This window comes from Arthrobacter sp. yr096 (assembly GCF_900108925.1).
Classification (GTDB): domain Bacteria; phylum Actinomycetota; class Actinomycetes; order Actinomycetales; family Micrococcaceae; genus Arthrobacter.
Genome location: NZ_FNYI01000002.1, coordinates 228,130 through 242,163 on the forward strand (window position 1 = coordinate 228,130; position 14,034 = coordinate 242,163).

The 14,034-nt window shown below is 64.2% G+C and carries 9 protein-coding genes; 5 read left to right on the forward strand and 4 right to left on the reverse strand.

The annotated features are described in order from the left end of the window. Nucleotides 1-15: 15 nt before the first annotated feature. Complete coding sequence (locus BMY91_RS05800; RefSeq protein WP_090819733.1) at nt 16-1,164, reverse strand: resuscitation-promoting factor; 1,149 nt, start codon at nt 1,162-1,164, stop codon at nt 16-18. A gap of 289 nt (nt 1,165-1,453) precedes the next feature. After that, the gene (locus tag BMY91_RS05805; protein ID WP_090819736.1) at nt 1,454-2,350 is read right to left on the reverse strand and encodes a TatD family hydrolase; all 897 of its coding nucleotides are present in this window, start codon (nt 2,348-2,350) and stop codon (nt 1,454-1,456) included. Nucleotides 2,351-2,536: 186 nt separating this feature from the next. Here BMY91_RS05805 and BMY91_RS05810 point away from each other — a divergent pair, with 186 nt between their 5' ends. Genes BMY91_RS05810 through BMY91_RS05820 form a run of 3 tightly spaced genes read left to right on the forward strand, consistent with a single transcriptional unit; the run spans nt 2,537 to nt 7,585 of the window. Then, the gene (locus BMY91_RS05810; RefSeq protein WP_090820653.1) at nt 2,537-3,625 is read left to right on the forward strand and encodes an AAA family ATPase; all 1,089 of its coding nucleotides are present in this window, start codon (nt 2,537-2,539) and stop codon (nt 3,623-3,625) included. 13 nt (nt 3,626-3,638) lie between these two features. Further along, on the forward strand, nt 3,639-5,087 hold the full coding sequence (locus BMY91_RS05815) for a DUF58 domain-containing protein (protein WP_090819739.1): 1,449 nt from the start codon (nt 3,639-3,641) through the stop codon (nt 5,085-5,087). Continuing rightward, complete coding sequence (locus BMY91_RS05820; protein ID WP_090819742.1) at nt 5,084-7,585, forward strand: transglutaminase TgpA family protein; 2,502 nt, start codon at nt 5,084-5,086, stop codon at nt 7,583-7,585. The genes BMY91_RS05815 and BMY91_RS05820 overlap by 4 nt, the downstream gene beginning before the upstream one ends. 137 nt (nt 7,586-7,722) lie before the next feature. On the opposite strand, the gene BMY91_RS05825 is transcribed toward BMY91_RS05820, so the two are convergent. After that, on the reverse strand, nt 7,723-9,204 hold the full coding sequence (locus tag BMY91_RS05825) for an NAD-dependent succinate-semialdehyde dehydrogenase (protein WP_090819745.1): 1,482 nt from the start codon (nt 9,202-9,204) through the stop codon (nt 7,723-7,725). Between the two features lie 160 nt (nt 9,205-9,364). After that, entirely contained in the window at nt 9,365-10,240 is an 876-nt protein-coding gene (gene rsmI, locus BMY91_RS05830; protein ID WP_177179868.1) for a 16S rRNA (cytidine(1402)-2'-O)-methyltransferase, read from the reverse strand. A 278-nt stretch (nt 10,241-10,518) separates the two neighbouring features. Between rsmI and BMY91_RS05835 the strand changes: the two genes are divergently transcribed. Beyond that, nucleotides 10,519-12,177, forward strand: a complete 1,659-nt coding sequence (locus tag BMY91_RS05835; RefSeq protein ID WP_371261026.1) for a dolichyl-phosphate-mannose--protein mannosyltransferase — start codon at nt 10,519-10,521, stop codon at nt 12,175-12,177. Between the two features lie 10 nt (nt 12,178-12,187). Next, nucleotides 12,188-14,020 (forward strand): AMP-dependent synthetase/ligase, encoded by a 1,833-nt coding sequence (locus BMY91_RS05840; protein ID WP_090819751.1) that lies wholly within the window; start codon nt 12,188-12,190, stop codon nt 14,018-14,020. The last annotated feature ends 14 nt before the right edge of the window (nt 14,021-14,034 follow it).

Here is a 14,034-nt window from a genome sequence, read left to right on the forward strand (position 1 = left end):
ATCGCCTGTGCGGGCTCAGGCTGCGTGCGCGCAGCCCCAGTCACTGAGGCCGTTCTTGGCGTAGAGGCGGTTGGCGATCTCAATCTGCTGCGCTTTGGTGGCGAGGCTGGCGTTGGGAGCGTACGCTCCACCACCGTTGGCGAGCCACGTGGGGCTGGAGAACTGCAGACCACCGTAGTAACCGTTACCCGAGTTGATGGACCAGTTTCCACCGGACTCGCACTGGGCGATCCTGTCCCACATTGCTTCGTTCGGGGCTCCTGTGGGGCCGCTGGATGCCGCAGCCTTGGCGGGAGTAGCTGCAGGGCGGGCCTTGGTGCCGACGCTGACCTTCTCGGTCACCGGCTTGGTGGTGACGTTGCTGGAGACAAGTGCTCGGGAGGCTTCACGTCCATCCACGAGGACCAGCTTGAAGGTTTTCACGAGGGATCCGGCCACACCGGCCTGCGTTACCTTCTCTTCGCCCTTGTAGAGCTCGGCAGACTCGGTCTTTACGCTTTCGAAAGGCACTTCCTCAGTGGCTTCTGCGGTCTTGCTGGTGTCCACGCGGGAGACCTTGATCACCATGTCCTGGACGATGGGCGCATTGCCGGGCTGGGAGATGCGGTCGTTGGCGCCAACAGTGATGCCGGTGTCCTTCAGCACGGTGGCGACGTCGGCCGCCGTCGTGGTGGTGCTGGTGTCCTTGCCGTCAGCTACAACGCTGATGGTCTTGGGCGTGGAGATGGATACGAAGGAACCGCTGACCTCCAGGGAGGCTTCCTTCGGTTGGGAGATCTCGGAGGAGCTGGCAACGCCAAGTTCACTGACCAGCGCGGCGACGTCGGGAGCGTTGGTATTGACCGTCTTGCGGGCGCCGTCCAATTCGATGGAGACCGCCTTGGCAAGGTTGATGTTCACCACGGAGCCGTTGTCCACGCGGGAGTCCAGGGCCGGCGAAACGCGGTCTGCGTCCTTCAACTCAACCTTGGCTGCCTTGACCACCTGGTCCACGGTGCCGCCAAAGGTCTGGATGGAGCTCACCTTGCCGTCGACGTTGAGGGTGACTGTCTTGTTATTGCCGACGAAGGCAACAACACCGACAACCAGCGCTGCAACAACCAGCAACTGGGCACCGACTTTAAGGAAGCTGAACTTGCCATCCGTTGTGAAGAACTTGATCACGATCGCCCATAACTCTCAGACCATCCGGGCACGGGGAAAAGCACAGAAACAATGCCAGCCGCAAAAACTGAGGGCCAGGCACTGCGCCTGGTCCCACTCTTGCTGCCGGCATCTGTGCCGCCAAAAAATTCAACTAATAGGCCCGGATTCACCCGGGCCAGTTGTCCGAAGGCCTTCCCCGACCCCGGCTATTTGTTTAACACAGTAACCGATCCGTTATAAACGAACCAAGACTTCTGCATACCGGGTATTCATCCAGACGCCTCCCGACGGTGTCAGTACAGGCCCGTCAAGCCCATGAACCGTAGGCCTGGAGCGTGTTTTCGGCCAACCGCGAACATAGTTCGGAGAGGTCATTTCCTGTCACGTCCGCCATGGACCGGACAGTGTAGGGGACCATGTAGCTCGCGTTCGGGCGCCCGCGGTACGGGTGCGGTGTCAGGAAGGGCGAGTCGGTTTCCACCAGAATCCGGCTGGGCTCGGCGATGGCCAGGGCGGCGCGCAGGTTCCCAGCATTCTTGAACGTCATGGTGCCCGCGAAGGACATGTACCACCCGTTCTGGTTGCAGATGCGGGCCAGGTCTTCGTCTCCGGAGAAACAGTGGAACACCACCCGTTCCGGTGCTCCTTCTTCTTGCAGTACTTGGACAACGTCGTCGTGGGCGTCACGGTCATGGATCTGCAGAGTCAGTCCGAGACGCTTGGCGATGTCGATGTGGCGCCGGAAAGAGTACCGCTGGTGAGTCAGCCCGTCGCCGTGGGTCCGGAAGAAATCCAGGCCGGTCTCACCGATCGCCCGGATCCGGGGGTGGGATGCCAACTCCTCGATCTCGGCGAGCGCCGAGTCCAGTTCACCTCGTCCTGCGTACACGGGGGCGTCGTTGGGGTGGATGGCTACGGCGCCAAGCAGGCGCGGATCCGCGTCCACCGCTTGCACTGTGAAGCGGGACGATTCCAGATCGCAGCCAACCTGGACGGCACCCTGCACCCCTACAGCCTGAGCCGAGTCCATGGCATCCCGCACGGAAACTTCGATCAGTCCGTGCCGGAAGTCCAAATGCGTGTGGTTATCCATGACCGGCACGGGCAGGGGTTCCGGTGCCGGCGGGTACTCCCTGCGGGAATCCGGTTCAGGTGTGGCGTCCGAAGACGCACGGTACGGAGCAGGCGCGAGGGAATTACACATGCTTCCACCTTAATCGGACCGCGGTCCTCCTCCGGCAGTGATGGATAAATTCCACTTGGCACATAAATTCGGGAGCACTATGTCAGGGACGGCCAATGTCTGGGTAGTCTGGAACGGACAGGCGGCCAACATCCGCAGTGCTTAGCGAAGATTGCTGATGCAATGGCCACGGCTGAAGGGCAATCCATGGAGTCCAAGCGACAACTATCCGTTGAACCTACCCCGCTTCAAGGCGAGGCTTACAGTGCGGCGCCCCGGGATGGTGCTGCCCTCAACGGACACAAGCCGCAACTCATGGACGCTGAACGGTTCCACGATGCCAGCGAACGCATCCTCAACTCCATCAACACAGTGATTGACGGCAAAGCCGATGCCGCCAAGCTGGCCCTCACGGTGTTGCTGGCCCAAGGACACCTTCTGCTGGAAGATGTACCCGGCGTCGGCAAGACGCTGCTGGCAAAGACGCTGGCACGTACCGTGGACTGCACTGTCTCCCGCATCCAGTTCACTCCCGATCTCCTTCCATCCGACGTCACAGGCGTCTCCATCTACAACCAGTCGTCCCGCCAGTTCGAATTCCGGCCCGGCGCGGTATTTGCCAACATCGTGATCGGCGACGAAATCAACCGGGCATCTGCCAAAACCCAGTCCGCACTCCTGGAATGCATGGAAGAGCACCAAGTCACGGTGGACGGCCATTCGTACCAGCTGGGATTGCCTTTTATGGTGGTAGCCACCCAGAACCCCATCGAGATGGAGGGCACATACCCGTTGCCCGAGGCCCAGCGCGACCGATTCATGGCCAGGATTTCCATGGGCTACCCGGACAAGGAAGCCGAGATCGAGATGTTGGAGACGCATCAGGCGTCCTCGCCGCTGGTCAAGGTGACGCCTGTGGTCACGGCCAGTGATGTGGCTGCCATGATCGCCACTGTGCAGCAGGTTTATGTGTCCACGGCGATCAAGGAATACACGGTGGCCATAGGACGCGCTACCCGTGACAGCGCGCGCCTTCGCCTTGGCGCGAGCCCGCGGTCGTTGCTGCAGTTGTTGCGCGCGGCCAAAGCGACGGCCGCACTGGATGGCCGCGACTTCGTTCTTCCGGACGACGTCGTGGACGTGGCGGAATCCGTGCTGGCACACCGGATCATCCTGGACCGCAAAGCGGCGAGCTCAGGTGATACGCCGCAGAGCATCCTCCGTGGCATCCTTGCCTCCCTGCCGGTAGCCCAGGAACCGCCTGGCGCCTGGCGCAGGGACAGGCACACCGCATAGGAGGCAGGCAGTCATGGCGCTGGTGGATCGGCTCCCCAAGCATCTGTTTACTACCCGCGGCTGGGGATTGCTGGCGGCGGGGGCGATCTCCCTCGGATGCGCCTACGTCACGGGAAGGCGGGATCTCCTCAGCTTGGCCGTGCTGTTGCTGGTCCTCCCGTTGGTGGCCCTGGCTGGAGTCCGGGTGCTCAAGCCCAAGTTCCAGGTGTACCGGGAGTTCAATCCCTCAACAGTGGAAACGGCCAGTACCACCACTGTCCGGCTCGCCGTGGCGCGCTCTTCCTACTCCACCGGCCACGTGATCATGGAGGAGCAGTTGCCTCCACGCTTCGGGGAGCCTCCCGCTTTCCGTTTCCCGGCCAGGTCGGCATCCGGAGGCACCAGCCGCTATGAGTACCATTTGCGGTCCGGCAAGCGCGGGCAGTTCCGGATCGGTCCGGTCACAGCGGAGTTCAGTGACCCTTTCGGCTTGTCGCTGCGGCGGCATTCAATCGACGACGGCGACATCCTCACCGTGACGCCGGCCGCCGTCGAGCTTCCCGTCACTGGACTGGCCGGCGCGCGCGGCAACGACGGCGTGACAGCGACACGTATCCGCGCCAACCCCAGCGACGACGACATCATGACCCGCGAGTACCGGCACGGCGATCCCATGCGCCGGGTTCATTGGGCGGCCACTGCGCGCCACGGGCAGCTCATGGTGCGCCAGGAGGAATCCGTCACCACGCCGGAGGCCACCCTGGTCCTTGACCAGCGTTTCACCGCCTTCGCCGGCGGAACGGGGTCCGTGTTCGGCGGCCATGACGAAGACTCGGACCTTGTGACCAGTCCTTCGTTTGAGTGGATTGTCACGGCAGCCATGTCCATCACGTCCCATCTGGCAGAACGCAATTATTCGTTGCGGGTCCTGGACGCTTTTGGCAGCCCGGCGTTCAGCCGTTCCCGCTCGGCACCCGAGCCGGATGCGGAGGAATTCGCGGGCGCTGGTGGTCTGCAGGTCATTGCGGAGGGACTGGCGGCCATTGAACTCAGCGGCCCCAGGCATGCCCGGGGTGAGCACCACCGCACTGACCACGGCACCGAGCACCGGGAGACCGGAACCGGAACGTCCACCGCGGACTCTGCCGATTCTGCCTTTGACGACCGGCTCATGGACAAGCTCGCAGCACACCGGCTCCGCGGCCCGCTCCTTGCCTTGCTGGGATCCTTGACGCCCGCAGAAGCCAGGGCTCTGGCCCCTGCCGCCGCGTACGGAGCCAATGCTTTTGCCCTTGTGGTTGCCGATGCTTCACGGAACAACGAGGAAGTGCTGGAAATTCTCCGCCTGGCCGGGTGGCGCGTGGCCGCAGTGACCCCCAAGACCCACCTGACGGCTGCCTGGTCTTCCTTTGATGAAGGTGGAATCGTGGCCGCTGCCGGAGCAGCCATGGATGTCCGTCGTGGAGCGGCGGTACCACGATGACCGCAACGTCCCACCGTGGCTCCCCCGGTGCCCCCAGCCAATCCGGTGGAACGCCGGGCCACAAGCAGGCCACCGGATCAGTGCGGTCCCAGGCTCCCGGGCCGGGTCCCTATCCGTGGGCCATGGCAGGGTCCATCACGGTGGCCGTCCTCGGTTCCGCTCTGTCCTTGAACGGTGTCCTCAGGGGCTGGGCCTGGTTCATGCCGCTGATCACCACTGTGGTGGTGGTTGCGCTGACGTTGGCTGTCCTGCGCGCACTGCGTGCCCAGCCGCTGATTGCTACCCTCGGGTCCTTCGCCGCTCTGGCCGGCGTGCTCAGCTTCATCTTCTGCCGCCAGGACAGCCTGGCGGGTTTCATCCCCACCACCGGAACCTTTACCGCCGTCGGGCGCCTCATCAAACGTGCCGCCGAGACAGTGGTGTCGGAGAGCGCGCCAGTGGCGCCCAACGCCGGGATCGTTTTCGTCGTGTGCGCCTGCCTGGGTTTGCTGGTGATTCTGATCGATGCCTTGGCCGTCCCCCTGTCCATGCCCGCCGCCAGCGGCATTGGACTCCTGGCGGTCATGGTGGTTCCGGCCACCATCAAACCCCAGAGCGTGGGAGTGGCCGGATTCATCGGTGCCGCGGTGGGCTATCTGCTCATTCTGGGCTGCAGCCACTGGTTTGCACCCGATGCCCGGCTGCAATCCGGGGCAGCGCGGGGCGTCGGCCAGTTCAGGCGGTCAGTGGTCACAGGTGGGCTGGCACTGGCCCTGACCATGGTGGTCCCGTTGGCAATCCCCGGTTTCGAGACCGGGACTTTCCCCCAAGGTTCACGGCTGAGTCCGTGGGGCACCTCCAACGGACTCAATCCCATGATCACCCTGGGCAACAGCCTCCGGAGTCCCGTCGGCTCGGGCCGCATCACCTACGCCACCAGTTCCAGCTCTCCCCTGTATCTACGATCCGTCACCATCGATCATTTTGACGGCGAAACCTGGGCCCCGGACGATCGCGCGGCAGAGCGGCGCGTCGGTGCCGACAGGATAGAGACGGGCTACGCCGTGCAAGGCGAGGTGGTCAACGCCGTGACGTCCGTCAACGCCGGCCTGTTCACCAGCCCCTATCTCCCCGCGCCGTTCGCGCCGGCGTCGGTGAACGGCCTCAACGGCCGCTGGACCTGGGATCCGGCCACGCTGAGCATTATGAGCACCGAAACAACCACGCGCGCCCAGCGGTATGTGGTGTTCTCCGCCGCGCCCAAGGTGACGGCGCAGTCCCTGGCACAGGCCACAGCGGTTCCGCAGGGCATCCCGGAAGACTTCCTGCGCATTCCCGGCAACCTGCCGGATATCGTGCGGCAAACCGCGGATTCCGTCACGGCGTCGGCGAACACCAACTACGGCAAGGCCCTGGCACTCCAGAAGTACCTGCGCTCCGGCGAGTTTACGTACTCCCTGCAAGCGCCGGTCCAGAACGGCTATGACGGCAACGGCCTCTCTGTCCTGGCCGATTTCCTTGCCGTCAAGAGCGGCTACTGTGTCCATTTCTCCTCGGCGATGGCCGTCATGGCCCGGGCTGAGGGCATTCCCAGCCGTATCGCTGTGGGCTACGCGCCGGGCCGCCTCACGGGTGAGTCAGTGGCCTTGGTGGGTCAGGGATCGTTCCCGGAGTACGAGGTAGATGCACGCGATGCCCATGCTTGGCCGGAGCTCTATTTCGAGGGCCTCGGCTGGGTTCCGTTTGAGCCCACGCCTTCGCGCGGCGTGGTTCCCGAGTACGCGACGGAATCTTCTGTTCCCGGCAATCTGAGCACCAACGCCGATGAGAAAGAGGTGCTGACCACTCCGGCGCCGGCAACCCCCGCTCCTGTCCCGCTCCCAGGTGTGGACACACCGGCCGGAGGGTCCGCCAGCGTGAACCCCCTCCCCGCCATCGGTGCCGCCGCGGGTGGCGTGCTTCTCCTGGTGGGCTTCCTGTGGTCCCCACGGCTGAGCCGGTCCGTCCTTCGTCGGCGCCGCCTGAACCGCAAGCCCGTTGACGACGCCGAAACAATCCTGCCCGGCTACAAGGATCCCGCCCCCGAACTGGCCTGGGCTGAGTTGCAGGACCTCGCCACCGATTACGGGCTGCCGTCGACGCCCAGCGAAACTCCGCGGCACTTCTCGGCCAGGCTCCGTTCCAGTACCGCCCTGGGCGATGCCAACGGAATCGACGACGCCGCCCACAACGCCGTGGCGTCCCTCACCTCGGACTTCGAACGCCAGCGCTATGGCCGCCCGGCGGTGGCGTCCCAAGCAGCGGCGTCGCGCATCGCCGTCGTGCGTGAAGCGTTGCGGAACAACGCCCGCTGGTTGGTCCGCTTCCGCGCGGACTGGCTGCCGCCGTCGATGATGCACCGTTGGGTCCATGCCCTCGGCGCGCCGTTCCGGGCTCTGGGAGCGTTCATGAAATCAGTCGGATGGGCTGTGGCAAGGGTGTGGCGAACCGTCCGTGGTCTGCTACCGCAGCGCCGCTGACCATCCGCAAACGTTGCTAACCATCCCCCAGCGCAGAAAGCAAAGGGCCCGACGCCGGAACTTGTGGTTCCGGAGCCGGGCCCCTGCATGTGTCAACCGTTCTTGTTGCGAGAGCGGTGGACCGGATCCTGCGCAGCCTAGTCGGCGTACGGGTCCGCGATACCTACGTACTGGGTGTACAGGTACTCTTCGATGCCTTCGGAGCCGCCTTCGCGGCCCAGGCCGGACTGCTTGACGCCACCGAACGGGGCGGCCGCGTTGGAGATCACTCCGGCGTTCAGGCCCAGCATGCCGGTCTCGATCCGCTCGCTGATGCGCAGGCCACGGTTGAGGTCCTTGGTGAAGACGTAGGCAACCAGGCCGTATTCGGTGTTGTTGGCCAGGCGAACGGCGTCGTCTTCCGTGGAGAAGGTGATGATCGGCGCTACCGGTCCGAAGATTTCTTCCTGCAGGATACGGGCGTCGGCGGCGACGTTCTTCAGCACGGTGGGCTGGTAGAAGTAGCCGGGGCCATCCACGTGGGCACCGCCGGTGACGGCGGTCGCGCCACCCTCCACAGCTTCGGTGACCAGGGCGTGCACGCCGTCGCGGGCCTTGCCGTCGATCAGCGGTCCAACCTTGGACTCAGGCTCGGTGCCACGGCCAGTGGTCAGTGCACCGATCTTGGCGGCGAACTTCTCTGCGAAGGAGTCGGCGATGGACTCGTGCACAATGAAGCGGTTGGCTGCGGTGCAGGCCTCGCCCATGTTGCGCATCTTCGCCGCGATGGCGCCTTCAACAGCCTTGTCCAGGTCAGCGTCTTCGAAGACGACGAACGGGGCGTTGCCACCGAGTTCCATGGAGGTGCGAAGGACCTTATCCGCCGCTTCACGGATCAGAGCCTGGCCCACCGGGGTGGAGCCCGTGAAGGAGATCTTGCGGAGGCGGTCGTCCTTGATCAGCGGACCGGTGACAGCGCCGGCCGTGGAGGTCTGGATGACGTTCAGTACACCGGCGGGGAGGCCGGCTTCCTGCATGACCTGGGCGAACAGCAGGCTGGTCAGCGGGGTCAGGTTGGCGGGCTTGAGAACCATGGTGCAACCGGCGGCGACGGCGGGGGCTACCTTGCGGGTGGCCATGGCCAGCGGGAAGTTCCACGGGGTGATCAAGAGGCAGGGACCAACCGGCTTCTTCTGCACGAGCAGGCGGTTCTTGCCGTCGGGTGCTGCGGAGTAGCGGCCCGAAACGCGGACGGCTTCCTCGGAGAACCAGCGCAGGAACTCGGCACCGTACGCGACTTCGCCGCGGGCTTCGGCCAGGGGCTTACCCATTTCCAGGGTCATCAGCAGGGCGAAGTCTTCGGCGCGCTCGGTGACCAGCTCAAAGGCACGGCGCAGGATCTCGCCGCGTTCGCGCGGCGCGGTGCGGGCCCAGTCGGCCTGGGCCGCGGCAGCGGCATCCAGGGCTGCGGCGCCGTCTTCAGCACCGGCGTCGGAGATGCTGAGCAGGACCTTGCCCGTAGCGGGGTCCTCAACATCAAAGGTCTTTCCGGATCCGGCCGGGCGCCACTGACCGTTGATCAGCAGGCCGGTGGGGACGGAAGCCAGCAGTTCGCTTTCGCGTTCAACCGTGACAGTCATGGCGACTCCTTCGTCTTGGGTGCTTTGGAGAATTGCACCACTGGGGTTCGTTGCCGGAAGTGGCTTGAATTACTGCCACGGTACTGCCACGCGAGAAGCAGTGTCTACGCCTTCACGCACTGCCAAGCAGACGCCAATTTGTGCAGCTGCACAGCGCCGGTCAACGGGCCGCAAGAACCGCCGAGTACAGCTCACGCTTGCTGACCCTGGCGTCCTCGGCCACGGCTGCCACGGCTTCCTTAAGGCGGATACCTTGTGAAATAAGCTCGTTCACCGCTGCGACGTGGTCTTCGGGCTTGCCGGGCTCCTGTTCAGGCGCACCGCCAACCACCACGGCGATTTCGCCCCGGACCTCGTTGTTCTCTGCCCACTCGAGCAGTTCACGCAACGTGCCGCGAATGACTTCTTCGTAGGTCTTGGTCAGTTCACGGCAAACGGCCACGCGACGGTCGGCCCCGAAGCGCTCATGCAGTGCACGCAACATCACTTCGAGCCGGTGAGGGGCCTCGAAAAAGACCATGGTGCGGCGCTCGTCGGCAAGATCGGACAAACGGGAGTTCCGATCCCCTGACTTACGCGGCAGGAAACCCTCAAAGCAAAAGCGGTCAGTTGGCAGGCCGGACAGGGCAAGCGCCGTCAGCACAGCGGACGGCCCGGGAACAGCAGTGACTGTCAGACCTGCAGCGACGGCCCCCTCCACCAAGCGGAAACCTGGGTCCGAGACCGCAGGCATCCCGGCATCGCTCACCATGAGGATGGTCTTGCCCGCACGCACATGGTCAAGGAGTTCCCCGGTCTTGGCCACTTCATTGTGTTCGTGATAGCTGATGACGCGGCCGGAGACCTCAACACCCAGGGCCGTGACCAGCCGGTGCAGGCGACGGGTATCCTCGGCTGCAACGATGTCCGAGGTAGCCAGGAGTTCAATCAAACGCGAGGAAGCATCCCCTACGTTTCCGATGGGAGTCGCTGCCAGCACAATCCTGCCAATGCCCGGGGTTGCGCCGGCACCAGCGGCAGGAGTTTCCTGGTACAGGTCATCGCTGAAGGAAGTCTGGTCCGGGGTGCTGCGTTGTTCGTCCACCTGCCAAGCCTAATGCCGCGCCGCCTTCAGCGCCGCACCTCAACGCTGCAGCAAGGATGGAAAGGTAGCATGGGCGGGTGAACCAGTCGCCCGTTCCTGCCACCACTTCCGGAACTCCTGTGGCGTCCCCTGCACCCACCGGAGCCGGTGATACTGTGCCGGGCAACAACACACCAGAGTCTGAACTACGGAGAGCAAGTGGCTCGCCGCAGGCCCGGCAGACCACGCTCGTGGACGATGACGCGCCCTTGCCTGGCCGGGGACTGGAGCGCCATGGGTGGGTGGCCAGGCCTGCCGAGGCATACACCGCCCAGGCGTTGAAGGAACGCCTGATTGGCAGCGTGCAAAGCTGGCGCGACTATCCACCCACTTTGCGTTTGTGGTTCTGGCTGATCCCCACCATAACGGCAGTCCTTGGCGGGATTCTCCGGTTCTTCCGGCTGGAGGCCCCCCACAGCCTGGTTTTCGACGAAACCTACTACGTCAAGGATGCCTATTCCTACCTGGTAAGCGGCTACGAACGCAGCTGGCCCGCCAACGCCAACGACTCCTTCAACGCCGGAAACCCGGACATCCTCCTGAACACTCCGGAGTATGTGGTCCATCCTCCGGTGGGTAAGTGGATGATCGCCTTCGGAATGTGGCTGTTCGGGGCTGACAACCCCTTTGGCTGGCGCTTCGGGGCCGCACTCATAGGCACGCTGTCCGTCTTCCTTGTCTCGCTCATTGCACTGAAACTGTTCCGCTCACACACTCTTGGTGCTGTTGCCGGGCTCCTGCTCGCCATCGACGGCCACCACTTGGTGCTGTCCCGGACTTCACTGCTGGATATCTTCCTGGCGTTCTGGATCCTCGCGGCTTTCGGTGCCCTGCTGATGGACCGCGACGACGGCCGTCGTCGTCTTGCTTCCAGGCTCGCCGCGCAAGCGGCTTCGTCGCCACGAGGCGTCCCCTCGCCCACGCAGCTGGTGGCCGGTCCCTGGCTTGGAATGCGTTGGTGGCGCCTGGTAGCCGGACTCTGCCTGGGCCTGGCCGTGGGAACCAAATGGTCCGCGCTGTTCTTCGTGGCTGCCTTTGGCCTGATGACCGTCCTGTGGGACCTGAGCGCACGGCGCATTGCCGGCATCCGCAGTTGGTTCAGCGCCGGCGTCATCAAGGACGGGCTGCCGGCATTCGTGACCATCATCCCTGTCGCTGCCGTCACCTACGTGGCCACGTGGACCGGCTGGTTCCTGTCCAAGGACGCCTATTACCGCCAATGGGCCGCCACCAATCCCGCCCCGGGGTGGGATTGGCTACCGAACTCCGTGCGGTCCCTGGCGCATTACCACTTTGAAGCGTTCAAGTTCCATCAAGGCCTGAGCTCCGACCATCCATACGAGTCAAGCCCCTGGACGTGGCTGGTCATGGGGCGCCCGACGTCGTTCTTCTATCAGTCCCCCAAGCAAGGCACCCCGGGCTGCGTCGTGGAGACTTGTTCCTCCGCCATCCTGCCGGTGGGAAATCCGGTGGTCTGGTGGGGTGGGACCATCGCCCTGGTCATCCTGTTGTTCTGGTGGGCAGGCCGCCGCGATTGGCGCGCGGGCGCCATCCTTGCCGGTGTCGCGGCCGGTTACCTACCGTGGTTCATGTATCCGGAACGCACCATGTTCATCTTCTACGCCGTATCCTTTGAGCCCTTCCTGGTGCTGGGCCTGACGTACGTGCTGGGGTTGGTCCTGGGCCGCAGCAGCGATCCCCCATGGCGGCGGCGGTCCGGGCTCTACGTTGTGGGCCTGGTCCTGGTGCTGGCTGTCCTCGCAACCGCATTCTTCTATCCGGTACTTACCGCTGAAGTGATCAGCTACCAGGAGTGGCGAATGAGAATGTGGATGCCATCGTGGATCTAGGAGGCAAGCAGTGAGGGAAGCGAGCACGGAGCTTCTGGTCGAGGCTGACCCCGATACCAACGTGACGGACCTCCTCTTGGAACGCTGTGCCAAGGATCCGTTCGGCACCCTGTACGCCCACAAGACGGCTAACGGATGGCTGAACGTTTCGGCTGCCAGGTTCCTTGCCGACGTCACGGCGCTGGCCAAAGGGCTGATTGCCGGCGGCCTTAATCCAGGCGACCCTGTGGCTGTGCTCTCCCGGTCAAGCTTCGAATGGACGCTGGTGGACTTCGCCATCTGGATGGCGGGCGGAGTAACCGTGCCCATCTACGAGACGTCGTCTGCAAGCCAAATCGAATGGATCCTGGCCGATTCAGGTGCCCGGCGCATCTTTGTGGAGGACACCGCTAAAGCGAGCCTCGTCCACTCCCTGGTGAACCGGTCCACGGCATTGGGCGACGACCCCGTAGCGATCATGCGGATGGAGCACGACGGCGACGCCCCCAACCTGACCAGCGTCTCCGCCGTCGGCGTCGGCATCATGGACGCCGAATTGGAGCGGCAGCGCAGTGTCGCCAAACTGGCCGACGTCGCCTCCATTGTTTACACCTCGGGAACCACGGGCAAGCCCAAAGGCTGCGAAATCACCCATGGCAACTTTGTCCTGGTGGCGCGCAACGTCATCCCGTTCCTCCCCGAACTGCTCATGCAGCAGGGTGCCCGTACGCTGATGTTCCTCCCTTTGGCGCACGTCCTGGCCAGGGCAGTGCAGGTTGTATGCCTCACCGCGGGAATCACCTTGGGACACAGCGCCGGTGCCAGCGGACTGATGGCGGATCTCGGATCTTTCAAACCCACCTTCCTGCTGGCCGTGCCCCGGATTTTCGAGAAGGTCTATGCCGGCGCCGGCCACAAAGCGGCCATGAGTGGGAAGTCTGCGCTTTTCGCGGCAGCGTCGGCAACAGCCGTGGAATATTCGACGGCGGTGGACCTCGCCGCGCGTGGCCGGGGCTCCGGTCCGGGTTGGCTGCTGGATATGAGGCACCGTTTGTTCAACAAGCTCCTGTACCCCAGGGTCCGGGAGGTGTTTGGCGGGGATGTGGGCTACACCGTTTCCGGAGCGAGTCCCCTCAGCCTCCGGGATAACCATTTCTTCCATGGTGCCGGCATTCCGGTGCTGGAAGGATACGGCCTCACGGAGACCACGGCCCCCTGTACCGTGAACACGCCCGGCATGACCCGGATCGGGACCGTCGGAATCCCGCTCCCCGGGACCACCATCCGGGTGGCGCCGGACGGCGAAGTCCTGGTCAAGGGCATCGGTGTCTTCAAGGGCTACCACGCCAACGCGGCCGCCACAGAGGCAGCCTTCGTGGACGGATTCTTCCGCACTGGTGACCTCGGCGAACTGGACCAGGATGGCTTCCTGACCATTACCGGCCGCAAGAAAGACCTTTTGGTAACCGCAGGCGGGAAGAACGTCGCACCGGCTCCTTTGGAGGAGAAACTGCGCGAACATCCTCTGGTGGGCCAGGCCGTCGTCGTGGGCGAAGGCCGGCCATTTGTCGCAGCGCTGGTAAGCCTGGACCCCGAGGGCCTGGCGAACTGGTGCGCGGAGAACAAGGCCGGTTCCCTGTCCCCCGCCGAGGCGGCAGCTGACGACCGGGTGAAGGCCGCGGTGCAGTCGGCAGTGGATGAGGCAAACACGCTCGTCTCTGCGGCTGAGTCCATCCGGAAATTCGAATTCATCACGGCTGAGCTAAGCGTCGAGTCCGGACACCTGACGCCGTCCCTCAAACTCAAGAGGGCCGCGGTGGTGGGCGATTTCTCGTCCGTCGTGGAAAAGCTCTACGAAAAGTAGCGGCGCCAGCGCTC